Genomic DNA, 22,939 nt, shown 5'->3' on the forward strand with positions numbered 1-22,939 from the left:
TAAATCTAGAATCTAGTGATTGGAGCCCTATAGATATGTATCAGAATTTAGAAGAGTGCATCCTGGACTTGGAAAGGCACGGACATTTGGTCCGTATTCTCGAAGAAGTAGATCCGTATCTGGAAATGGCAGCGATTCACTTGAAGGTGTACGAAGCTGGGGGACCAGCATTGCTGTTTGAAAATGTAAAAGGCTCAAAATTTCGTGCGGTATCCAATCTTTTTGGCACAATCGAGCGCAGTAAGTTTATTTTCAGAAGCACATGGCAATCCGCTGAAAATATAATCGCGATGCGCAATGATCCGATGAAAGCGCTAAAGCAGCCATTTAAAAATATCGAGAACGGCTTTGCTGCTCTGAAGGCTTTGCCTGCAAAAAAATCCACTAGCATGCCGGTAACTGCACAGGAAATCAGTATAACAGACCTTCCACTTATCCAAAGCTGGCCGATGGATGGAGGAGCTTTTGTCACGCTGCCCCAAATCTATTCGGAAGATCCGGACAAGCCTGGAATCATGAATTCCAATTTGGGTATGTACCGTGTGCAGTTGACTGGTAATGAGTATGAAGTAAACAAAGAAATTGGCTTGCACTATCAAATCCATCGTGGAATCGGTGTCCATCAAGCCAAAGCGACCAAAATGGGGATGCCGCTGAAAGTAAGCTGTTTCGTTGGCGGACCTCCTGCACATACCTTATCGGCTGTAATGCCGTTGCCAGAAGGCTTGAGTGAAATTACTTTTGCAGGCTTGCTTTCAGGGCGTCGTTTTCACTACAGCTATATCGATGGTTACTGCATAAGCAATGATGCGGATTTTGTAATCACAGGAGATATTTATCCTGGAGATACGAAACCAGAAGGACCATTCGGTGACCATCTCGGCTATTACAGTCTGATCCATCCATTCCCTGTGATGAAGGTAAAAAAAGTGTACGCTAAGCCGAATGCCATCTGGCCATTCACAGTTGTGGGCCGTCCGCCACAAGAAGATACGTCATTCGGTCAACTGATTCACGATTTAACGGGCGATGCGATCAAGCAAGAAATCCCAGGTGTAAAAGAAGTCCATGCTGTAGATGCTGCCGGTGTGCATCCGCTGCTGTTTGCCATCGGAAGCGAGCGATATACGCCTTATCAGCAAGTCAAACAGCCGACGGAAATGCTCACCATTGCCAACCGCATTTTAGGGACTGGCCAATTGAGCTTGGCCAAGTATTTATTCATTACCGCAGAAGAAAATCGACCATTGACGACGCATGATGAAGTTGATTTTATGACCTATATTTTGGAGAGAATCGACCTGCATCGCGATGTTCATTTTTATACGAACACGACCATTGATACGTTGGATTATTCGGGAACGGGCTTAAACAGCGGAAGTAAGGTTGTCCTCGCTGCTTACGGCGATCAAAAACGAGAGCTGTGCAAAGAGGTGCCGGATGAGCTGAAGGATTTGCGAGAGTTTGAGAATGCCCGCATGATTATGCCAGGTGTGGTGTCGATCCAAGGTCCTGCATTTACCGATTACGCAAACGCCCAGCAGCAATTACAGAATCTGTGTGACGCGATTCAAGCGAGAGGGCCGATCCCATCTTGCCCGATGATCATCCTTTGTGATGACAGTACCTTCATGAGCGAGTCACTTCAAAACTTCCTGTGGGCAACCTTCACACGCAGTAATCCATCCCACGACATTTACGGCGTGAACAGCTACTACGAGAACAAGCATTGGGGTTGCGATAATTTGATCATTGATGCTCGTACAAAGCCCCATCAGGCACCGCCATTGGTACCAGATCCAACTGTCGAGAAAAATATCGAACGACTGTTTGTCAAAGGTGCGAGCTTGGGAGGAATCCTGTAAGCACCTCTTACAAGTAGAGGTAGAGGTCCGTAACCCTTCCGTTGCGGACCTTTTTTATGTAATGGTACTATTTGGATGGAGGTTTTCACCAAAAAATGGCTGGAGCATTGCTGTCGAATCGAACTGATAATTGCAAAAATTGCACGATTGATAGGGAAAGGAATCGTTCTTTACCACTGAGAAAGCGTTTTCTATAATGAATCTCAAGCAAGGACACAGCTTTTTATGGAAAGGAGAAAGGAATGGTCTTTTTAACCACACGTTCCCATGCATTACTGAAAGTGATACTCGACAGCTACTATCCGCTGAAAATTAAGGATGTCGCGCGCGATTTCCAGGTAAGCGAACGGACCGTCAAGTACGATCTGGATAACGTCAGGCAATGGCTAAAGGAACGAAATGTCATCCTCCATTCTCAACCGAATAAAGGGCTGTGGATCACGGAAGAACAAGAGCATCGAAATGCTTTGAAGGAAAATTTGCAAAGTGATGACAGCAAGACACTCATTTTGCCGCAAAAGGATCGGGTCAAGCATTTTTTGTTCATCCTTCTGCTGTCAGAAGGGTATCAGCGGATGAACGATTTGGCCGACCATATGGGAGTCAGTCGCAATACCGTCGTGGCCGATGTCAAGGACGCGGAAAAGCTGCTCGATGGCTGGCGTCTCGAGCTCGTCACGAAGCAAAGGTACGGTGTACGGGTGGACGGAAGTGAGCGGCACAAGCGGTATGCTCTCGAAAACTTGATTCACGATCTGTTGGATGGAATCGACATGTATCGGATGGTACAAGGGATGTTTTTAGAAAATGGACAAGAAGCGAGAACCGGTCCGTTATTGGAGAAATGGCTGATCAGCCGGACAGAGTTAGGGGCGATCATTCATAGCATCAAAGCCTGGATGAATGCTGCTGCCGAAACGCTGGCAGACCGAGCATTGATTAGTTTACTGATTCGCTTATGCATTGTCATCCATCGTGTACAGCGGGGCCAATTGGTCACTGCGGATGATGCTGAGATGGGAGAAGCGAGGCATTGGAGCGGGTACGAGATGTTTTCACACGAAGTTCGAGCATTATGTCAACGATTGAACGTCGATATTCCCGAACACGAGATTGCGTATGCGTGCCTTCCGCTGCTAGGGACCGAACAGGTGCCAAGAGAGGCGCGTGCAGGTAGGATTGTTTTGGATGTTTTCCAGGCAACCAAGGAGCTGACGGAAGCGGTTAGTAGCCGGATGCAGGCACCGTTGTATGAGGATCAGGAGTTGCTCAGACTGCTTTTTGCTCATCTGGATGACAGTTTGAACCGTTATCGTCACGGCGTTCTTTTTGCGAATCCACTGACGGAGGAGATTCGCCGTTCATACGCACGGATGTTTGATGCAGTTAAACGCTCTTGCGAAGCAGTATTTTGGCATCACGGGGTCTTTTGGCTCGATGCAGACATTGCTTACTTTGTACTGCATTTCCAAGCAGGTTATGATCGATGGTTGGAGCAGAAAAAGGCAGATGCGCTCGTCGTTTGTGGAACAGGCAGAGGGACTTCACGGTTTTTGAAAACGTATCTGGAAAGCGAATTGCGTTCACTTCGGGTCGTAGGCCTGTGTTCCAGCACAGAGGTAGAGAAGTATTTGGCGAGTCGGCGCGTAGATGTCATCATCAGTGTATTGCCGATCAGAGCTGATGTGCCTGTTGTGATGGTCAGTCCTCTTCCAACACGCCAAGATATCAACCAGATTCAGAACTGTCTGGAAGCTTTGCAACTGGAGGGAGGAAATCGACAGCAGGCTGTGAATGCACGCAAGGAAGCATGGTTTCCCACGATGACTGCTGATCTCAATCCTTCAGATTTGCCCGTGGTGGAGAGATTGTCCCAGGATGTTATCTGCAAAGGGTATGAGATCAGTCAAAAAATCGTAACTGCTTTTCGGGAGTACGTAACGGAACAAACGGCAAGCGGACTTGCGTTGCACCTGCTGCTGATGGTGAATCGACTGGCTTTTGGCTCACCCTATCAGGAGGAATGGGAATCGTCGGCGGAGGCAGAATCGAAAGAATGGAAGGCATGGCGTGAAAAGCTGAACCAATTGATGGCTGAGGCAAACCTCCAAGTTCCGCCTAGTGAAGTGACGGCCATTATGCGCTATTTTTCAGGAAAGGGGACGGTAGAGAGTGAAAGTGGATCTACTCATATGCAACGGACGGGTCATTGATCCTTCCCAGAACCTGAACGGGTACTATGATCTTGCCATTCGGGAAGGGCGGATCGTTGGGTTGTATGAGAAAGGGAAGACAACCGATGATCAAGGGATGAATCTGGAAAGTAAGGAGACGATCGATGCAGAGGGATATGTGGTGACACCCGGTCTGATCGATCTGCACGCTCACGTTTTTCCGACAAAGACGAGTTTAGGCGTAGCCGCGGATCGGGTCGGGGTCGAGCAAGGAGTAACAACCGTAGTAGATGCTGGCAGTGTCGGGCTATGGTCGTTTGATGCTTTTCTTGAAGAAGCAGTGAATCCTTCTGTTACTCGTGTTCTGGCATTTCTGAACATTTCAGGGGATGGCTTGTGCACAGGCGGCGGGGAGCTCGCAGACATGTCGCGGTTAACCCCGAGAGAAGCGGCAGCCCTCATAAGAAAACAACCGATATTACGAGGGATAAAAGCCCGCATGAGCGGTTCTGTCGTCAAGCAAAACGGGATCCATCCCTTGCTCATAGCCAAGGAAGCGGCGAGGGAAGCGGGCGTTCCCATGATGGTGCACATCGGAAACGCTCCGCCAAAACTCACGGAAATATTGCCTCTACTAGACCGGGGAGACGTAGTGACACATGCGTTTCACGGGAAAAAAGGAGGGATGTTCGACGAACGAGGCGAGTTGATTCCAGAGGCGCAAGACGCGTTGGAACGGGGAGTCTTACTCGATATCGGTCACGGCGAAGCGAGCTTTAGTTTTCAAACACTGCGTCATGCACAGGCCCAAGGTATTATGCCACATGTCATTAGCACGGATGTTCACCAGCGCAACATCGACGGTCCTGTGCACAGCTTGACACACACACTTACGAAGTTTCTCGCTATGGGCTACTCGCTCGACGATGTGATTGCGGCGAGTACGCTTGCGCCCGCACGAATTCTCGGTCTAGAAAACGAGATCGGGACGTTGAAAGTAGGGGCATGCGCGGACGTATCCATTTTGCAGATGAAAAAAGAGCCGACAATTTTGTTGGATAGTGAACAAGAAACGGTGGAGACAAAGGAAAGAGTAGTGGCTTATCAAGCGATTACTTCGGGAAAGGTACTGACATGCAAATGATTGATGACATCCTCAAGGAACTGACTGAGACAAAATTGGATTATTTAACTGAAATTTCTGAATCAAAACAGATTCTCCGAAAAATTGAGGAGGAGTTCCGCCTCATGGAGATTCATATACCGCGAGATCGCTGGCTAGCCATCGGAGCTCATGTGCTGGCATTTGTACGACGGATGACAAACGGTGAAAGGCTTCCCGTGATTGAAGCGGAGTTATTCGCCGAAATTCATCCTGATATGGTTACGCTCTCGCACAAAGTCCTCTGGGAAGAAAAGAGTGCGTGGCAGGCAGATGATACAGAAGTGTTTCTGTTAGCGGTTCATTTTGAAGCGATCCGTGCCATGCAGATGGGGCCATCGTAAAACATCGCTATGAAAAAAAGGAGGGCATGTATATGTCTAAGGTAAAAATCGTGATTGGTGATCGTCTTGGAAAAGGACAAAACATCGCAAAAGGAATCGAAGCTGCTGGCGGGACCGCGATCGTCATTCCAGGTGTTGGTGCGGATATGAAGGTAGGAGATGTCATGGTCAGTGAGAGTGCAGACCTCGGGCTGTCTTTTTGCGGAAGTGGTGGGGCTGGGGCACTGACTGCTAAGACTAAGTATGGTTTTCCGGTCGAGTACGGCTTGCGCTCAGTAGATGCTGGTATTACTGCCTTGCGTAGCGGCAAAAAAGTGATTGGCTTTGGCTTCATGGATACAGAAGAGCTGGGCAGACGCATGGCGGAAGAATACATCAAGCTGGGAGGGAAGTAATCCATGTACACGGAGACGACGCAGACCTTGCGATTATCCGGCAGTGGCGATACGAAAGAAGCAGCCTTCAACAAGATTTTTTCCCAAATCAAGCATGTAGTGGCGAGACAGACGAGTGATTTGGTCGTGCGAATCGAACCGGTAGGCGTTTCCATTGTGTCTGCGACAGAATCAGTGAAGCATGAGCGATTTTTTGGATTGTTCTTCCCACGCAAACGGACGCGGTATGACATCACCGTAGATATTCATGTGAGGCTGGGCCTCGTCCAGGTAGAAAACATAACGTTTCAGCAGCAGACCGAGCAGACTGCGGGTATGGGGCAGTTGGTTCGTCAGCGATAGAAGCAGACAGGGGGTAGGTTCATGGTTACTTTGATGATTGTGTTGAAGTCGATCGTCATCGGGGCATTGGTCGGCTTCGGTGTTGGTGCAGGGGCGGCGAGGATGTTCCATGCACCCAATGTCCAAGGGATGGGAGCATTCCGGACTTTTGGAGAGCTGAACGCATGTGCGGGCGATCCCATTTCCCACTTTTCATTTGGGCTTGGCTTTTTGTTTAACTCATGGGCGTCTGTTGTCGGTGCAGGTGCGTTGACGCAAGATGTGGATCATCGCGTCATACCGAACTGGGCGGCGGCTGTGTTGCTCTGGCGCAACAAGAATGTTGCAGAGACGTTGCACAATCCGAAGCAAATGGCGATTGCCGGAGCAGCAGTTGGTGTAGTTGTGGTCACCTTGTTGAATTCCACAGCAACGGTGATTCCCGAATCGATGCAACTCGTAGCGACGAAGGTACTGGTTCCAGCTGCGAACTGGTTGATCAACCCGATCATGCCAATTGTGTTCTGGATGGCGGCGATGGATGCAGGCAAACGGACAGGGATTTGGGGAACGGTCTTGGGCGGTTTGTCGCACTTGGTCATGGGAAATGCGGTACCTGGAATCGTCTTGGGTATTTTGATCGGTAAAGGCCTGGATGACAGTGGTTGGAACAAAATAACGAAATCCATGTTTATTGCAGTCATTCTTTTGTTTGTATTCAGTGGCTTCTTCCGCGGCTTTGATGTCGCGCTCTTGAAGAGTATGTACGTAGAAATTCCACAGTGGTTGATAGAGCTTCACGAAACATTCGGATCGGTGGTGAAAAAGTAATGGGTGAATTGCAGGCAAAAGGATTTTGGTATTCAGAATGGGCATTTCCCCTTTTTGTTGCGTGCTTGTCTTCAGGAATTTTTGCGGGTACTCATCTTTACTATGTGTATCATGTCGGTGCCTTTAACGATATCGCCATCGTTGCGATGCTGGAGGCGGGGATCAAGGGTGGCGGATACGGTGCGGCTGCTGCGTTTGGTGCGAGCTTTTTGTTCGCCCGCATTTTGGAGGGACCGCTGGTTGGGATTCTCGATATTGGCGGCTCGTTGCAAACAGGTATCGGGATTGGCGTTCCAGCGTTGATGCTGGGAGCAGGCTTTACTGCTCCATTGACTTCCTTTCCTTTGGCGCTGGCGACAGGTGCACTCTTGGGCTTCATCATTGGTACCGTGATTATTATGATTCGGAAGTACACAATCAACGCATCGAACTCCACCTTTGGTGCGGATGTCATGATGGGAGCCGGAAATGCAGCAGGTCGTTACTTAGGTCCATTGATTGTCATTTCTGCGATTATGGCCTCGATTCCAGTTGGACTCGGCGCAACAGCAGGAGCAGCGATTTTCTACTATTACAACAAACCGATTGCGGGTGGTGCGATTATTGGAGCTATGATCCTCGGAGCCATTTTCCCGATCCCGACACAATGAGGATAGAGAAAAGAGTATTCACAGGAAGGATGGGCAAACCATGGGAATCTATCAGCAGCTAGGGTTGAAGCAAGTCATTAATGCAAGCGGTAAGATGACGGCACTAGGTGCAAGTGCCGTCCATTCTTCTATCGCACAGGCCATGGGAGAAGCCGCCATGGATTATGTAGAAATCAGCGAGCTGATGATTGTAGCAGGTCGTCATATCGCAGAGGCGACCGGAGCAGAAGACGGTTGTCCTACCTCAGGAGCAGCTGCAGGCATTGCCATTAGTGTAGCGGCAGTCATAGCTGGTTGCCATCTGAGTTTGATCGAGCGGCTTCCTCTTTCCGAAGGGTTGAATAACAAGATCATCATCCAAAAAGGACACGCGGTGCATTTCGGTGCTTCCGTTCAACAGATGATTGCACTGGGCGGTGGGAAAGTCGTTGAGGTTGGTCATGCCAATCACGTAGAAGCAGACCATTTGCGAGAAGCCATTGATGATCAGACCGCAGCGCTGCTCTATGTCAAATCTCACCATGCGATTCAAAAAGGGATGCAGTCTCTAGACACGATGCTTCAACTCGGTAGGGAGTTTGGTATTCCTGTAATTGTGGACGCAGCTGCGGAGGAGGATCTGCGGCGTTATGTAGCGATGGGTGCCGATCTGGTCATCTACAGTGGCGGAAAAGCAATCGGCGGACCAACGTCTGGGTTTATCACAGGTCGTGCCGAACTAGTAGCCGCATGTCGCGCGCAATATAAAGGCGTCGGTCGTGCCATGAAGGTAGGAAAGGAAGCCATTGCGGGTTTACTTGCAGCGCTTGGACAGTACGACCCCGAAAAGCAAAATGTTCCCGAGCAGCGTAGGCGAGTAGAGTGGCTGGCAGGGGAACTGAACAGCTTGCCCGGTGTGAAAGCAGTGATCGCACAGGATGAGGCAGGCAGGGCGATCTATCGGGTGCAAGCTCATCTTGACGAACGAGTGACGGGAATGACGGCGCGGGAGCTTACACGCCAGCTGGAGCAAGGAAATCCAGCTATTTTTACCCGCAACCATTATGTGAATACGGGTATGATTGCCTTTGATCCACGACCGTTTCACGAAGGGCAAGAGCAGATCATCGCAGCGCGAATGAAGGAACTGCTGCAAAAACAAGGAGAAGGAGAATAACAAAAGTGGGCACACCGAAAATTCGTTTAAACGTTTTGGCAAGGGATGTAGAAAACGCAAAACAAATATGTTCCATAGCGGATGGCCGCGCTCTGATCGGGATCTTGGTCAAAGGATTTGCGTCCGTAGAAGCAGCAATTACCGCAGTTGAACAATATCAGCAAGCAGGTGTACCAGTGTCTGTAGGGCTGGGCACAGGTGATCCTACTCAATGGAAAAAAGTCGCTGAGGTCGCGGTGCAGACACAACCGGATCACGTCAATCAGGTATTTCCAGCAGCAGGCTATACGCTCGGGGGGCTTCAGGCAGTCGGCAACACACATACTATCGTGAATGCATTGATTGCTCCCGGTGGACAATCAGGAAAGGTTCAAGTCACCACGGGACCAATGAGCAATAAAGTGTCAGAATTGCTCTCTTGCGATGCAGCCGCCGCGATGTTAGCGGAGATTGGCGTACACTCAGTCAAATTTTATCCAGTCGACGGGCTAGAAAGGCTAAATGAAATCAAGGCCATGGCAGAAGCAGCCGTACGTTACGGGATTCCCGTTTTTGAGCCGACTGGCGGGATAGATGCAGCTTCGATTCGTCCGATTGTGGAGGTATGCCTCGCCGCAGGTGCAAAGCAGGTCATTCCGCACATTTATACATCGATCGTCGACAAGGAAACGGGATTGACTCGTTTGGATCAAGTAGAAGAACTGCTGACTGCTATAGAAGGCCTGTAGCGATATTACCAGAAAAGGATAGGAGTGAATCAGGTGAGAGAGAGACAGGTCATCGTCGGGTTGGCACAGGGATTACACGCGCGTCCGGCTACTTTGTTTGTGAAAGTGGCGGCTTCTTTTTCCAGTGAAATCGGATTGAACAAGGATGAGAAGAAGGTCAATGCTAAGAGTATTATCGGCGTCATGTCCCTTGCTGTTTCAAAAGGACAATCGGTCGTCTTAACAGCGGATGGTGCGGACGCGGAACAGGCGTTGGATGCGTTGGAGCGTGTTTTGGTAGGTGTGGAGTAAAGGGATGCGTGAATGCGTGTAAAAATAAAAAAAGGGATGTCTCCAGTGAAAAGTCAGGAGACATCCCTTTCTCAATCCTGTTCCGTTGAGTTGAATCCTTTCATGATTAACCATATAGCCAAAACCAATTGTTGAAAGGCTATTGGAATGTTCAACAACATGTAGCTTGCATCCAGACCGATGAAGCGAACCATAAAGAATAAGCTTGCCAATATGGACAATGTAGACCCAATAAGCCCCCAGACTGACAACCAACGTGGAACTAATTTTTTTTGGTAAAATATGTAGGTAAACAAGAACATAGCCAAAACAAATGCCAGTGTCGTTGCCACATGGTTGACCAAATCACGTCCTTCCCGTAACAATCCACCCAGGGTCTGAAAATACGATACATGCAAAGTTCCAACTTTTGCAAATTCATGGCTTACTGTCAATAGCAACAGAAGAGTGATTACACCAAGAATAATGAACACACCCGCAATGATGCCAAAAGCAACAGATCCAAGAGCGAAACCTTTATGATGCTTACTTAAAATCGGATACAACAAAATAGGAATACCAACATAGGCAACAATCATGAACAACTGGAAAAACGCCCCTAGTAGTACCTGGTTTTCATTTGTAGAAGCCTTGACAAGGTAGTCTGCTCCATCGATAACAGGAACAACACTTAATATACCTGTTACCAACCCGGCTATTAATAACACCCCAGTCATTACTGCTGCCCCTCTACCTGTATTTGTGCTCTTCCTCAACATAAATAGCCTCCTTCTCATACACTACCGTTGGCGGACCTTCTTCGGCATTTTTTATCGCGTATCAAGTGTAGGGGGTGAAGATGAGTATAGTTCAATGAGGCAGTCTATAACATGAATATTCAGTTGAGATCCATGATTTGCTCCATTTCTTTAAAAATGCTTCCAGGTAAAATCAATACTCAAATACCCAATCCGTTTCTCCTTGAAGGTCAGCGTTTCCTTCGTCGCCAATTCTGGTTTGCGAAAACAGACAAGGTCTTTGTGATATCCAAAAGCGCGACAGACTTCCGGTCGAACGTTATGAATGCCACACTGATCTTTTTGCATGTCGTAGAAGATACAAGTCCCAAACAGTCTCGGTTGATTTTTCAGATCCTCTCGGAGCTTAATTGGAAGCGCTTTCAATTTCTTGTTTATCATTTTATATTCCTTCTCTGTTATGGGAACAGGACCACAGCATAATCCTTTACAGCCTTGGCAAGGCAATGCTTCCATATAATCTACAACCTTTCGTCAGGGGATGTTTGCTAGAAAGAACAAAAAAGATGATCCTCGTTGACAGGAGATCATCTTAAGAACTACCACATTCAATTGTGTTGGTTATTCAAAAATTCGGTAAGAAGAGAATACTGTCCTTTTATTATAACACATGTAGGAAGATTTTGACGAATGCTTTCGAAAGAATGGCGTGTTGATCGTTGCATAAAAAAAGGAGAAGCGCTCACGGTAAGCGCTTCTGCCCTCATGTGTGTTTGATCAGAATGAGTTCTTCTACGTCTTCACCTCGTGCTTCCGAAAATGCCCGATCGACACCGAAAGACTGAAAACCGTTTTTTTCTAACACACGAATGGATGCGATGTTGTCATGGGCGACACGCGCATATACAGGACGTGTTCGGATTTCCTCTAAAAAGAGAGTAAGTGCATTTGTCGCGATTCCTTTGCCCCAAAAGCTTTTGTCAATCCAGTATCCAATCGTAGGCAAGCCAAACAGCTCAAAGCACAAAACATTACCGACAATCTGCCCATTCATGACAATGGCTCTTTTCACAATCGAATCATTGTTCAAAATTCTTGTCCAATGAGCGGTGAATCCGTCTCTATCTTCAGGGTCCTTGACAGTAAAGGCCGCCATCTCTTGAGCAGATTTGTCCAATTGCTGAGTGAAAAATATAGGGAGATCTGTCTCTGTTACTTCTCGTAAATCGAGGGACCGATCACGCAATGGCTCCAAGGAAGAGCACCTCCAAAAAACACAAGCTATTCTCTCTTCACCAACACTTTGATAATCAACGACAGTACCGCGAGAACCAAAATGACATTGGCGATGAGCATGAAGCTAGGTAAACCAAGCCTAAACAAGATGTACACACTCCTACTCGTTACAACCTTTGAAAGTGAAAGAGACTAGTTCTCCCCGGTGACAAGCATGATCGCAAAGCCATCATAGCCCTTGCTGCCAACTGTCTGTACAACGGTTCCACTGACACGTTGCTCTTGCGCTACCATATCGGTGAATTGACGTACACCGACAATATTGGGATCCGTGCTTGTTTCATCCACGACTTGACCACTTCGTACAACATTATCCGTGATAATCACAGTACCTTTGCGAGAGAGCTTCAACGCCCATTGGAAATAGTCGGGGTTCCCTTTTTTATCTGCATCTATAAAAATAAAATCAAAAGGACCCTGATTTTCTTTGTGAAGTTGGATGAGAGAATCAAGGGCAAGCCCGACTTTCACCTCCACGATCTGATCCAGTCCTGCGCGGGCAATGTTCGATTGTGCAACTTCTGCATGTTTCGGATCATATTCGAGAGTAATGAGACGACCGTCTGCAGGAAGTGCGCGGGCTAGCCAGATGGTACTGTATCCACCGAGAGTGCCAATTTCCAAAATCGAACGAGCGCCTTGGATTCGTGCTAACAGATGAAGGAATTTACCTTGATTGGGTGCTACATCAATAGCTGGAAGCCCAGCAGCTGCGTTCTCTTGAAGAACTGTGTCTAGAACGGAATCGGCTTCCAGTAATTTATCCGTAAAATAGTGATCAACCGCTGTCCATTGCTCTCTATTCATGATCTCAACTCCTCAAGATTTTACAGGGATATCATAACACGATTAGCAACTTCTGGCTGGCTTTTTTGTAGCATGTAACACATTTCAGCGGAGGGCTTCTATGGTCGATCAAGCTTTATAGGTAATATTTTCACCTATTACCATTATTTTCGCATAGCGTGAACGATGAGTTTTCAAGATAATAGAAAAGTAATCCAAGCTAGCTAGTATAATCCAACCTTGGGGATTCTATTCTACGCGTTCGACTAAATGATGCAGTCAAAGTCGGCGCAATTTTTTTGTTCCATCTATAGGTAAATATACCTATTTTTGTTCGTTGTCAACAGAAACGAAGTCCTATAAGATAATATCATTCACGTATGACATATGCGTACTACCCCGTACGCCCCAACCACTTTTTGTTGGTTGGGATTTTTTTTGTTCTATTTTATATCCAGTTATCTCCTATCGCGTTTCGATGCGATTTTTTATATCCTTGTATATAGGACTCGAAACGTTCTTGGGGTCCGCGGTGACTCAAATTATGCAGAGGAGTCACCGCTTTTTTCTTTACATACTTCCTCCGAACCAGGTCAAGCTAGTAGCAGGTGATTTTGGTCAGGAGGTGTTTTGTGTGCGGGCAACTTTCGTGGTGTTGACACTAGCTTTTGCTTTGACCGTAACGGGGTGTACGAAACAGTCTGGTACAGAGACCAAGCAAAAAACGGAATCGGAGCCGTTGTGCATGCCTGTTCCCGTCAGACATTATCAATGGGAAGAGCGAGCGAGATCGATTACAGCTAGCGTGAAGGGCATAGACAAAATAGTGGTTATGCAAATCGATAAAGAGCTCGATGTGGCTATTCAAGTGACGAATTTTAATCGGTTCAAGCTGGAATCGATTCAAAAAGAAGTCGGAAAGAAATTAAAAGAGGCCTTCCCAGATGCCGATATTCATGTGACAGCTGACAAGCGATTGATAAAAGATTTGCAAAGGCTAAGTGACGAACAGTGGCCAACTGATGTAAAAGCGGCATGCCAGAAGAAGAAATCCTTAAAAGAACTGGAAAAGAAAATGAAGGGATAGCCAGTTTCCCAAACCTCACATACTACATGGGTAGAGTGAGGTTTTTGCTGTCTATTTTGGTAGAACGATCAAAATGAAGTGATTATTCTGTGATTTCATGACAGAGAAGAACTCCCTGACTGGGAGTCTATATAGGCTAGTGGTGATCATGATCGTAATAATGCGCACGCTCTCGATCCCGATGGAGGTCGATGCCGCGTAATTCACCTTTTGCTTTTTCCACAAGAACTTGATAATCTCTTACCACTTCCGTCAAGGTCGTAACGGATTCTTTATAGTCGGGATCATTACAGATTCCATCTATCGCTCGATGGAGGTGATACATCTTATCTTCGGTTTTTCGGATAAATTCTACCCAATCCATTCCGTTCATAAAATACCTCCTTTCCGTCATAGGCTTTACTCCCATACGCGAAAGTATGCAAGGTGAAATTGCGAATAAATGACTTGTATGTAATCTACTAATGAACTTTGGTCTTGTAACAATAATCTGTTCATGATAACATACCTCACATCAATAGCATCAAAGGACGAGACTTGAGGTGTATCAGATGAACGGGTTAGCCAAACTGAATCGATCGCTTGAGAAAATCATGCCCATACTAACGCCGAGTAGTGTTGCCATTGGTGTTATAGCCGGGACACATTTACAACCGTTTGCTTTTTTGACTCCTTGGGTGTTTGCCTTCATGACATTTGCCGGCAGTCTGGGTTCAGGATTTAAAGAATTTGCAAAGGTACTGACTAGACCGCTTCCTTTAATCGTCAACTTGTTGATTCTTCATGCACTTATGCCGCTTGTTGCTTGGTCAATGGCACGGTTATTTTATCCAGATGATATCCATGTCATCACGGGCTTTTTGTTGGCGGCCTTAATTCCCACAGGGATCACGAGCTTTTTGTGGTCATCGATTTATTTCGGGAACATCGCACTGACACTATCCATTATTTTGTTGGATACGATGCTCTCCCCATTGATTGTTCCGTTGGGGATGTCCTTGTTTTTAGGGGCAACAGTCGAGATGGATTTAGCTGAACTGATGAAGGGTTTGTTTTATATGATTGTGTTGCCGTCTCTTGGCGGTATGCTGCTCAATCATTTATCAAAAGGGAACGTCAAAAAAACGCTGGCACCAAAATTAGCGCCATTTTCTAAGATGGGAATGGGGGTTGTCGTCGCGATCAACAGCTCGATGGTCTCGTCTTATTTTCATATGATGGACGCTAAACTGGTGGGAATGGCGGTCCTCGTACTGGTTGTAGCCATTTTGGGTTATTTGATGGGGTGGGGGATAGCGCGGCTATTCGGATGGGAGCGTGATATTATTGTCACGTTAACCTTCAACAGTGGGATGCGAAACATTAGTGCAGGGGCAGTTATGGCGATCACGTACTTCCCTGCGCCTGTTGCACTTCCTGTTGTTCTCGGTATGCTGTTTCAGCAAATACTCGCTTCTACCTTCGGAAAGTTTTTGGAGCTGGTCGAGAAAAGACCGCAGCATCAACCACAGGAACTATCAAGATAAAAGCAAGAGCCGTTTTCCAAAACCAATGGGAAGACGGCTTTTTTCTTTCAGATTCTTACTGAAGAATGCTGTTAATTTGGCGCTCTCCACGCAAAACAATTCCTTTGGTCCATTTGACAATGCGAACGCCCGATTCCGCATCAAGACTTGGCAGAACAAATGGGGAGACTTTTCATACGGTTCAAATGAAGAAATTGAAAAAAAGAGTTGCGAACTTATGTTCGTAATCACTATAATGTAATTACAATTTCCCACACATGGATGAGTATCTGGATATCAAATGTTCGTAATTAGGCGGGTGGAAAAGCGTGGTGAACGGCAATTTTGAAGTAACAAACCAAGAAAGAGAGGCATTTATGTACATGCTGCGAGATTCCGCAAGAGAGAATTATCCCTTGAATGTGAGCTGGTGTGTGTCCTTTGAGGGGGAGCGGGGGAATACGTGTAGCATGTGGGGTGTGGTCAAATGGGTAGACCCAAAGGCGAGACGTGTTCAATTAGCAAACCAAACGGGTAGTCAATGGATCGAGATGGAGAAAATTATCAATGTACATGCATAGGAGTGTGTAAATAAACCTTACGCGAAATTCGACTCGTCGTAAGGCTTCTTTACTTTTTTGCACAAAGCAGGAAGTTTATATGTCATAAAACCTAACGTGAAAATGCAGAAAATTCGAAAGTTTGATTGACGTTTGGTTTTGTTGTGTTAGGATATATTACATAGCATGCATTCTCTCCACTTCCTATTTTGACCCAATTGTTGGGTCCTTTTTTTTGCCTATTTTCCATTCTTCGGATATGGCTTCCCATCCGTTTGAAATAACTTGCTCACCATTCCATAAAGACGACCTGACATGTTAGGAAAAACGAAGGAGTATTCATTCGCTCCTTGATTCAGCAAGACGATCGGAGCTTCCACGATGTAGGGGATTTTCATTAGATCGAGCATCTTCTTATATTCTTCTACCTTGGAATGGTCGACCGTATAATAAAATGATTTGGAAAAATTCATGCGAGCACGCTCCTTTCCCATATTGTAGCATATCCATAGTCTGCCGTATAAATGAACATAATAAATATTATGTAAACAAATTTGTGCCCTCTCTCCATATGAAGAGAGAAGATTCACAAAAACTTCTACCTATGATAGAATAAAAGACCAAAATTTTACCAATAGGAGAAAAATGATGATAATCAGCCAACAACTACTTTCTGTGAACGGGTTATCCTACTCGATTCGCTCTGCAATGGAAACAGATGCACAACAGTTGTCGGAACTGCGACTGCAAATCGATGGAGAGACTGAAAATTTGGACAGAGAAAGAGGAGAGGCTTTCATCGATGTGCAAGGATTCGAACACATCATCCATACGGATGCAGAAAGTCCAAGAAACTTGTTTTTAGTTGCTGTTGTACAGGATCGGATTGTCGGGTTTTCCAGATGTGCAGGTGTTTACTTAAACAGATTTGCGCACAAAGTAGAGTTTGGAGTATGCGTCTTGCAAGAGTTCTGGGGTTATGGTATTGGGAAGAATCTCTTGCAAGAATCGGTTGCTTGGGCAGACGCCAACCACATCACCAAAATGACGTTGAATGTAATGGAAACGAATGAGAAGGCAATTGAGCTGTACAAACGGTTTGGCTTTGAAATCGAAGGGGTACTCAAAAACGACAAAGTTCTTTCTGATGGCAATTACTACAACACCATTATTATGGGAAGATTCAAAATGACAGGAGAGTAGCATGACGAGAAAACGAGCGAGAGAATGTGGCGTGCTTATCGGGAGAGGTATCCCGAGTACGTAAAATGCGATTACGGATGTAAAATGAGTGTGGGTCTGCCAGAAAAACAGAACCGTACATGCATTGCCACTAGATCGTTTCGTAGAAATCATGTCTCGATAAATGAAAAAACTCCGCTAGCGTCAGCGGAGTTTTGTTGTCTGATCATCTGTTAAACAGTTGTTTAACTGCTGAAGAAGCTACGGCTGGAGCGCTTTCTTTTATAATGAGAGCTGCCGTAATGGGAATGCCCGTACCGATTGCTAGAGCTGTATTTTCTCCGATGCTTGTAATCGCTGCTGCTGTATTTCCGGTGCTTATGCGAAGATGAGTGATTACCGAGTAAATTTTTTAAAAGCTTTTTGAGCATATCAATCACTCCTAGTTAGGTTGGAAGTCTATTCCGTATAAGTATATACGAATATGTTAGAGAATCGTTTCATTATTTTTCTACGTTTTCGTGAAAGGCTGGTCCGATCAGATCAATCCGGTTCGTCCATATTCCCCCTGCAAAGCTTGCTGGGACTCGTTTTAAATCAGTCGGAACATCAAAGCCTTGCGACACATCGCCACTGCCTGCAACCAGGATCACGCGGGTGTCTTCTGCTTTCATTCTTGCCATGAACCGATTCGGCCAACCCCAGAGCCATGGGGCAATCTGATCAGGAATATGCAATTGGGTTTGCGCACAGGCTTCCGGTACATATCCGGACCAACCTGTTGCGATGTACGGGATCAGGCAGCTTTTCATAGTCGCCATAGACATCACACGCAGATGGGGCACTTGCTCTTTCAATGTCTCGATTGGCTTGTCACCGCCATAAACAGAGAGCTGTGCCAGTCGTTTTGCAGGTAATTTTGCCAAAACATCCGCCAGCGCTTTCCCCTCGAGTGGGTCATTGCTTTTGATATGGATAAGCAGCGAGCGATCAGGGAATGTTTGTAGCACATCATCGAGAGAGGGCATCATGCCAATCCCTTTTCCACGGAAGGGGAAGGTTTTCCCTTCGTCCGCTGTATAATGGTAGCCAATGTCGAGCTGTTGTAATTCGGCCAAGGTATAATCTCTCGTGACTCCGGTACCATTTGTCCGACAGTCGAGCGTCCAGTCATGAAACACGGCGAATCGATTGTCTTTCGTCCATTGCACATCGAGCTCGACAACGTCCGCGCCTGCATCAAAAGCCGCCTGCATGGACGGAATCGTATTTTCCAGGTACGGATGCTCCGGTGGATAAATCCGTTCCGCCGTACACGTTTCATTGGTGATGTTCTCCATATGAAAGGTTTGTGCCATCCCGCGATGAGCAAGTAAAAAAGGCTCGCCTTCTGGCTCTTTTGCAAGATAAGAGCTGTTACCCAAAAACAGGAAAGCGATGAAAAGAAGGGGAATCCAGATGCGTTTTCGCTGGAACCATTTCTTTCGTGGTTGATCTCGTTGTTTTGACATGATGGGATACCGCCCCTTCCTTCAAATACTCTGTTCATTGTAGCAAAACGCAAGAGAGGAAGGTACATCCTTTGGGAGTAGTGCTTGGGGCTTGGCATCATTCGAAAAGACTGGCACAATAGACGGAAGATAAGATGTATCCCATGAATAGCAAGGGGAGGTTCCATGAAAATAGCTTTACACCAAATCGCTTATCAGATCGGTATGCACCCAACCGAGATGGCGAAGCTTGTCTACGAGGGTGAAATAACGGGAGAGGTACCTGAACACAATCCGCAAGCGAAGGATGCCTGGGTGGATTTGCACTCTCTGCGTAACTTCATTCAATGGCGATATGATCAGGGGCGAATGGACCAGATGTTCTATGATAAAGCTATGCGTCACCTGAACAAAGCAATGCCAAAAAAATAATCGAATTCGGAGGAGAAACATGCGAGACTCTATCATTTACTGCATGGTACCAAAAACATACTGGGAAAAGTGGATGGACAAGGATCACTACTTACCGCGCGATTACGAGCAGGAAGGCTTCATTCACGCGACGAAAGGGGACGAGCTGCTTGAAAAGGTAGCAAACCGCGTCTACGCACAGTTTGACGAGGAGTTGTATGTACTCGTTATCGATGAAACGAAGGCGACTTCGGAAGTCAAATACGAGGCTGCGAAGGATGGATTGTTGTATCCGCACATCTATGGACCGTTGAATCAAGATGCGATTGTGGATAGGAAGCAAATGAATCGGATAGACGGCCAGTGGCGTCTGGGAACGTCTATCCGCTAATCTCTACCAGTTAAACCATTTGAGTAGCGCAAGCACTTCTTGACGCTTGGCCTCAGGTAGCTTGTCGAGTCTGCGCAAGAGAAGATCGATTCGCATGCGCTGTTCCACTTCGGATTCAGGTACCTTTTGCCCCTTCACCCATTGTCGTTTCAGGCGGACGGGATCTATATCAGATATGATCCGAAGCAGCTTTCTTTCCAACAAATCTAAGGAAGCCATAGTTGAAACCCTCTTTTTCGTTTAATCCGTTTCTTCTATTATAACACGGGTACATAAAGAAACCATGATTGGCGCACAATGGTAAAGGTGTTGAATATAACCCTTTGTAGGAGGCGTATCGATTATGGCGAAGCCGGATGACCGTTCTGACAACGCAGAAAAGCTTCAACAGATGATTTCCAATACGGAAGAGAACATTCGTGAGTCCGAGGATTACCTGACGGCTCATGCTGGGGAGATTTCTGCTGAGGAAAAAGCAACCCTCGAAGCAAAGAATCAGCGTCGTGAAGAAAGCATCGAGGGATATCGCGCGGAAATCAAGGATGAATCTTCGCAGGCTTAACCTTGCTACCGAACGTCTGGCGCCAACTACGCGTCAGGCGTTTTTTTCATTCTATCGGGCAAAAGTGCAACAAAACATGATTTGTTTTGCGAAACATGGTAATCTGTAATGGTACAAATTGAAAAAGAGGAGAAAGACTTATGAAGCGACCAGAAGATACACGCGTCGTTGTCGGCATGTCCGGCGGAGTCGACTCCTCCGTGACGGCTTACCTGCTTAAGCAACAGGGATATGACGTCATCGGCATCTTCATGAAAAACTGGGATGATACCGATGAATTCGGCCACTGCACGGCGGAAGAAGACTTCCAGGATGTCCGGCGCGTCTGTGAACAGATCGGCATTCCATATTACACGGTAAACTTTGAAAAAGAATACATGGACAAGGTATTCCAGTATTTTTTGGATGAATATAAAGGGGGACGTACACCGAATCCGGATGTCATGTGCAACCGTGAAATCAAGTTCGGTGAGCTTCTCGCCAAGGTCATGGATCTAGGGGCGGATTATATTGCTACCGGCCATTACGCGCAGGTCAAGTACATCGATGGCGAGTATAAGCTGATTCGTGGCGCTGACAACAACAAGGACCAGACTTACTTCTTGAATGTATTGGGCCAAGAACAGCTATCCAAAACGTTGTTCCCGATTGGGCATCTCCCGAAACCTCAAGTAAGGGAGATCGCAGAGAAAGCAGGACTCTATACAGCGAAAAAGAAGGACAGTACAGGGATCTGCTTTATTGGGGAGCGCAACTTCCGCGACTTCCTGCAAAATTATTTGCCTGCCAAACCAGGAAATATCGAGACCGTAGATGGAGCAGTCATCGGTACGCACGACGGACTGATGTACTATACATTGGGTCAACGACAAGGCTTAGGAATAGGCGGAGGTCATGGCACGAGCGGACAGCCTTGGTTTGTTGTAGACAAAGATCTGGAGCGGAATGTCCTGATCGTTGGTGAAGGCTCTGATCATATCCGTCTGTACTCGAAGAGTCTCTTGGCGACCAACGTTAGCTGGGTGAGTGCTAAGAAACCTTCTGAAACGTTTACTTGTACAGCGAAATTCCGTTATCGCCAGCCAGATCAGGGAGTAACCATTCACCTGCTGGAGGATGGCACCGTAGAAGTTGTATTTGATCAGCCGCAAAAAGCAGTGACACCTGGTCAGGCTGTCGTCTTCTATGATGGGGAAGTATGCTTGGGTGGCGGTACGATTGACAAGGTACGCTTAGTCGATAAAGAGAACTAAGATAGACGGGGGAAGCACTCGGTGGATGCTACGAAAAAATCAAAAGTGATTATCGTTTCGTTTTTGGCGGGAGCGGTTCTCTTGGCGATCATCTCTTATTTCGGGATGGCCTCCTTGGGTAAGGAGCATATGGCGACGATTCAAAACGTCATCAAGGAGAACGGTGGGGTTGTTACCGCAGGTGGAGTGACAGCGGTTCCGCTGGAGGAAAGTCCTTTTACTAACAGCGGAAAAGGAAATACCATCTACCGAATCTACTATTCGAAAGATGGGCAAACGTTGACGGCTTGGTATCGCGCTGATAACGAATCCTCCATCAAGAAAGAGCCGGAAGCATGGATTCTGCCGTAAAAACAAGGATAAACCTGACTGGGAGAGTGAAGGCATCACATGACCCAATATGCTGGACTGCGTGAGCTAGCTGAACTGATTCGAAGACTCGAGCCAGAGTTAGCGGGTGCACAATTAAGTATTCTTGCTCATGAAAATAAAGAGGGAATCGCAACGCTGTTAGTGGAAGGACTCGGGACGAAGGTTCCTGTCCAAAACAGCTCCGGCGAATATGCGAATCATTTGGCGGTTTTGCGTGTAGGAGCGAACAAGTACACCTTCGCGCAAGATTGGAGAGAAGTGTACATCAGTGAAATCAATTACTGCGCGTGTCGCATACCTCCAGGGGCCCATGGATTGTTAGTTCGCCATATCGATTATCCAGGCGTGATTTATGATGTCTCACGAAAACTGGCTGAACATCAAATCAATGTTTCCAAGTTAAATGTATCGCGCGAGCAAAAAGGGAAGAATGCCCTGCTTATCTCTGTAACCGATGAAGAGATTACACCGACGATTGTATCTGCCATCGAAGAGCTACCCCAAATCACCAAAGTGTTATCTCTACAGTAAACGAGTCATGATAAACAAAAACTGCCCATTTTTAGCGGGCAGTTTTTTTCGTAGCGAATTTGAGTCCCTGGTTAATTAAGACTGGTAAGACAGACGAATGATTTTCGTCAGCAAATTCTTTAAAGGAAGCCTTGATCTGACCTTTGCCCATGGATGACAATCGTTCGATCATCGCCAGAGATTTTTCTTTGACCAAGAATCGCCCATCGTTTTCCAACTCTCCGATGGTGAGGAGCGCATAGACGTCGAGCTCATCTGTCAGCAGGCCAGGCAATTGACTCTCCTTCGCAAGCAGCACGCTCTCATTCCAGTGGATCGAGGGACTGCCAGCTATATACCGCTGAAAAGCGTGTGGTCTCGACAAAAGTACATGCAAGACAAACAAGCCACCTAGCGAATGTCCAAAAATCGCTTGCTGCGTCCGATCGATAGGGAAGTCGTTTTCGATACTAGGCTTGAGTTCCTCCTCCAAAAAGGTGAGGAACTGCTCCGCTCCCCCCATCTGAGGCCAGTCGGCTCCTTTTGGGTTGCCAGGAAGCTCTGAGGCGGGAACTTCATACGTGTAATCAAAGAAACGAGCAGGATGGTACGGACCGTCCGTTGGATACCCAATCCCGACGACGATAGCAGGATACACGCCAGTTCGTTCAGGGCCACGTGATTGTATCCGTATCGCTTCGGTCATAGTTGCAAAAACAGAGTTACCATCTAGCAAATATATGACGGGAAAGCCTGATTCCGGAGGGGGATCGGCAGGTATACTTACGAAAATGTGATAGTCACGCTCTTGATAAGTCATGATTTTACTGCAAGAACGAGGAATGACGACAGGTTGATAGTCGGTGCTTTTCATGAGGGC

General features: G+C 46.8%; 31 protein-coding genes. 21 read left to right on the top strand and 10 right to left on the bottom strand.

Annotation, left to right across the window (positions count from 1 at the left end; all coding sequences use genetic code 11):
* Positions 1-35 precede the first annotated feature (35 nt).
* The 11 genes from HP399_RS14770 to HP399_RS14820 all read left to right on the top strand — a co-directional run bounded on the left by HP399_RS14770 (position 36) and on the right by HP399_RS14820 (position 9,917).
* On the top strand, positions 36-1,865 hold the full coding sequence (locus HP399_RS14770; RefSeq protein WP_173619468.1) for a UbiD family decarboxylase: 1,830 nt from the start codon (positions 36-38) through the stop codon (positions 1,863-1,865).
* 242 nt (positions 1,866-2,107) lie between these two features.
* A complete protein-coding gene (locus HP399_RS14775; RefSeq protein ID WP_173619467.1) occupies positions 2,108-4,078 on the top strand; it encodes a BglG family transcription antiterminator in 1,971 nt (656 codons plus the stop codon).
* The gene (locus tag HP399_RS14780; RefSeq protein ID WP_173619466.1) at positions 4,038-5,183 is read left to right on the top strand and encodes an amidohydrolase/deacetylase family metallohydrolase; all 1,146 of its coding nucleotides are present in this window, start codon (positions 4,038-4,040) and stop codon (positions 5,181-5,183) included. Before HP399_RS14775 ends, HP399_RS14780 begins: the two co-directional genes overlap by 41 nt.
* Complete coding sequence (locus tag HP399_RS14785) at positions 5,174-5,545, top strand: hypothetical protein (RefSeq protein ID WP_173619465.1); 372 nt, start codon at positions 5,174-5,176, stop codon at positions 5,543-5,545. The genes HP399_RS14780 and HP399_RS14785 overlap by 10 nt, the downstream gene beginning before the upstream one ends.
* A gap of 32 nt (positions 5,546-5,577) precedes the next feature.
* Positions 5,578-5,940: an SFCGS family glycine-rich protein gene (locus HP399_RS14790; protein ID WP_137028672.1), complete on the top strand. Its 363-nt coding sequence runs from the start codon at positions 5,578-5,580 to the stop codon at positions 5,938-5,940.
* A 3-nt stretch (positions 5,941-5,943) separates the two neighbouring features.
* Entirely contained in the window at positions 5,944-6,282 is a 339-nt protein-coding gene (locus tag HP399_RS14795) for a DUF4312 family protein (protein ID WP_173619464.1), read from the top strand.
* A gap of 21 nt (positions 6,283-6,303) precedes the next feature.
* A complete protein-coding gene (locus HP399_RS14800) occupies positions 6,304-7,092 on the top strand; it encodes a DUF4311 domain-containing protein (protein WP_106833219.1) in 789 nt (262 codons plus the stop codon).
* Positions 7,092-7,742: a DUF4310 family protein gene (locus tag HP399_RS14805; RefSeq protein WP_007727318.1), complete on the top strand. Its 651-nt coding sequence runs from the start codon at positions 7,092-7,094 to the stop codon at positions 7,740-7,742. The genes HP399_RS14800 and HP399_RS14805 overlap by 1 nt, the downstream gene beginning before the upstream one ends.
* 40 nt (positions 7,743-7,782) lie before the next feature.
* Positions 7,783-8,898, top strand: a complete 1,116-nt coding sequence (locus HP399_RS14810; protein ID WP_173619463.1) for a DgaE family pyridoxal phosphate-dependent ammonia lyase — start codon at positions 7,783-7,785, stop codon at positions 8,896-8,898.
* Positions 8,899-8,903: 5 nt separating this feature from the next.
* Positions 8,904-9,626, top strand: coding sequence for a KDGP aldolase (locus HP399_RS14815; RefSeq protein WP_173619462.1), 723 nt, complete (start codon positions 8,904-8,906; stop codon positions 9,624-9,626).
* Positions 9,627-9,659: 33 nt separating this feature from the next.
* Positions 9,660-9,917, top strand: coding sequence for an HPr family phosphocarrier protein (locus tag HP399_RS14820; RefSeq protein WP_173619461.1), 258 nt, complete (start codon positions 9,660-9,662; stop codon positions 9,915-9,917).
* Between the two features lie 71 nt (positions 9,918-9,988).
* On the opposite strand, the gene HP399_RS14825 is transcribed toward HP399_RS14820, so the two are convergent.
* The 4 genes from HP399_RS14825 to HP399_RS14840 all read right to left on the bottom strand — a co-directional run bounded on the left by HP399_RS14825 (position 9,989) and on the right by HP399_RS14840 (position 12,757).
* Positions 9,989-10,675, bottom strand: coding sequence for a DUF4386 domain-containing protein (locus HP399_RS14825; RefSeq protein ID WP_173619460.1), 687 nt, complete (start codon positions 10,673-10,675; stop codon positions 9,989-9,991).
* A gap of 150 nt (positions 10,676-10,825) precedes the next feature.
* Positions 10,826-11,170, bottom strand: a complete 345-nt coding sequence (locus tag HP399_RS14830; protein ID WP_173619459.1) for a YkgJ family cysteine cluster protein — start codon at positions 11,168-11,170, stop codon at positions 10,826-10,828.
* Between the two features lie 247 nt (positions 11,171-11,417).
* On the bottom strand, positions 11,418-11,909 hold the full coding sequence (locus HP399_RS14835; RefSeq protein ID WP_173619458.1) for a GNAT family N-acetyltransferase: 492 nt from the start codon (positions 11,907-11,909) through the stop codon (positions 11,418-11,420).
* A 173-nt stretch (positions 11,910-12,082) separates the two neighbouring features.
* Positions 12,083-12,757 (bottom strand): O-methyltransferase, encoded by a 675-nt coding sequence (locus HP399_RS14840; protein WP_173619457.1) that lies wholly within the window; start codon positions 12,755-12,757, stop codon positions 12,083-12,085.
* Between the two features lie 613 nt (positions 12,758-13,370).
* Here HP399_RS14840 and HP399_RS14845 point away from each other — a divergent pair.
* Complete coding sequence (locus HP399_RS14845; RefSeq protein WP_173619456.1) at positions 13,371-13,823, top strand: YhcN/YlaJ family sporulation lipoprotein; 453 nt, start codon at positions 13,371-13,373, stop codon at positions 13,821-13,823.
* A 136-nt stretch (positions 13,824-13,959) separates the two neighbouring features.
* On the opposite strand, the gene HP399_RS14850 is transcribed toward HP399_RS14845, so the two are convergent.
* Positions 13,960-14,196, bottom strand: coding sequence for a hypothetical protein (locus HP399_RS14850; protein WP_007725921.1), 237 nt, complete (start codon positions 14,194-14,196; stop codon positions 13,960-13,962).
* Between the two features lie 178 nt (positions 14,197-14,374).
* Between HP399_RS14850 and HP399_RS14855 the strand changes: the two genes are divergently transcribed.
* Positions 14,375-15,349, top strand: coding sequence for a bile acid:sodium symporter family protein (locus HP399_RS14855; protein ID WP_173619455.1), 975 nt, complete (start codon positions 14,375-14,377; stop codon positions 15,347-15,349).
* A gap of 311 nt (positions 15,350-15,660) precedes the next feature.
* Entirely contained in the window at positions 15,661-15,909 is a 249-nt protein-coding gene (locus HP399_RS14860; RefSeq protein ID WP_228088525.1) for a YolD-like family protein, read from the top strand.
* Between the two features lie 218 nt (positions 15,910-16,127).
* Here HP399_RS14860 and HP399_RS14865 read toward each other — a convergent pair whose 3' ends face one another.
* Entirely contained in the window at positions 16,128-16,361 is a 234-nt protein-coding gene (locus HP399_RS14865; RefSeq protein ID WP_173619453.1) for a hypothetical protein, read from the bottom strand.
* A gap of 175 nt (positions 16,362-16,536) precedes the next feature.
* On the opposite strand from HP399_RS14865, the gene HP399_RS14870 reads away from it, so the two are divergent.
* Positions 16,537-17,091: a GNAT family N-acetyltransferase gene (locus tag HP399_RS14870; protein WP_173619601.1), complete on the top strand. Its 555-nt coding sequence runs from the start codon at positions 16,537-16,539 to the stop codon at positions 17,089-17,091.
* A gap of 224 nt (positions 17,092-17,315) precedes the next feature.
* Here the strand turns inward: HP399_RS14870 and HP399_RS14875 are convergent, their stop codons facing one another.
* Complete coding sequence (locus HP399_RS14875) at positions 17,316-17,501, bottom strand: hypothetical protein (protein ID WP_015891438.1); 186 nt, start codon at positions 17,499-17,501, stop codon at positions 17,316-17,318.
* Between the two features lie 72 nt (positions 17,502-17,573).
* Positions 17,574-18,581, bottom strand: coding sequence for a glycerophosphodiester phosphodiesterase family protein (locus HP399_RS14880; protein ID WP_173619452.1), 1,008 nt, complete (start codon positions 18,579-18,581; stop codon positions 17,574-17,576).
* Positions 18,582-18,746: 165 nt separating this feature from the next.
* On the opposite strand from HP399_RS14880, the gene HP399_RS14885 reads away from it, so the two are divergent.
* Together HP399_RS14885 and HP399_RS14890 are read left to right on the top strand one after the other, a co-directional pair.
* The gene (locus HP399_RS14885; RefSeq protein WP_173619451.1) at positions 18,747-18,992 is read left to right on the top strand and encodes a hypothetical protein; all 246 of its coding nucleotides are present in this window, start codon (positions 18,747-18,749) and stop codon (positions 18,990-18,992) included.
* 19 nt (positions 18,993-19,011) lie between these two features.
* On the top strand, positions 19,012-19,362 hold the full coding sequence (locus tag HP399_RS14890; protein WP_173619450.1) for a DUF952 domain-containing protein: 351 nt from the start codon (positions 19,012-19,014) through the stop codon (positions 19,360-19,362).
* A gap of 3 nt (positions 19,363-19,365) precedes the next feature.
* Here HP399_RS14890 and HP399_RS14895 read toward each other — a convergent pair whose 3' ends face one another.
* Complete coding sequence (locus HP399_RS14895) at positions 19,366-19,581, bottom strand: hypothetical protein (RefSeq protein WP_007727165.1); 216 nt, start codon at positions 19,579-19,581, stop codon at positions 19,366-19,368.
* A gap of 124 nt (positions 19,582-19,705) precedes the next feature.
* Here HP399_RS14895 and tlp point away from each other — a divergent pair, with 124 nt between their 5' ends.
* The 4 genes from tlp to HP399_RS14915 all read left to right on the top strand — a co-directional run bounded on the left by tlp (position 19,706) and on the right by HP399_RS14915 (position 22,080).
* Positions 19,706-19,924 (top strand): small acid-soluble spore protein Tlp, encoded by a 219-nt coding sequence (gene tlp, locus HP399_RS14900; protein ID WP_007727168.1) that lies wholly within the window; start codon positions 19,706-19,708, stop codon positions 19,922-19,924.
* Between the two features lie 140 nt (positions 19,925-20,064).
* On the top strand, positions 20,065-21,177 hold the full coding sequence (gene mnmA, locus HP399_RS14905) for a tRNA 2-thiouridine(34) synthase MnmA (protein ID WP_173619449.1): 1,113 nt from the start codon (positions 20,065-20,067) through the stop codon (positions 21,175-21,177).
* Positions 21,178-21,198: 21 nt separating this feature from the next.
* Entirely contained in the window at positions 21,199-21,528 is a 330-nt protein-coding gene (locus HP399_RS14910; RefSeq protein ID WP_173619448.1) for a hypothetical protein, read from the top strand.
* Positions 21,529-21,567: 39 nt separating this feature from the next.
* Entirely contained in the window at positions 21,568-22,080 is a 513-nt protein-coding gene (locus tag HP399_RS14915) for an ACT domain-containing protein (RefSeq protein WP_173619447.1), read from the top strand.
* A 31-nt stretch (positions 22,081-22,111) separates the two neighbouring features.
* On the opposite strand, the gene HP399_RS14920 is transcribed toward HP399_RS14915, so the two are convergent.
* Positions 22,112-22,933, bottom strand: a complete 822-nt coding sequence (locus HP399_RS14920; protein WP_173619446.1) for an alpha/beta hydrolase — start codon at positions 22,931-22,933, stop codon at positions 22,112-22,114.
* Positions 22,934-22,939: the final 6 nt, after the last annotated feature.

This window comes from Brevibacillus sp. DP1.3A (genome assembly GCF_013284245.2).
Taxonomy (GTDB): Bacteria; Bacillota; Bacilli; order Brevibacillales; family Brevibacillaceae; genus Brevibacillus.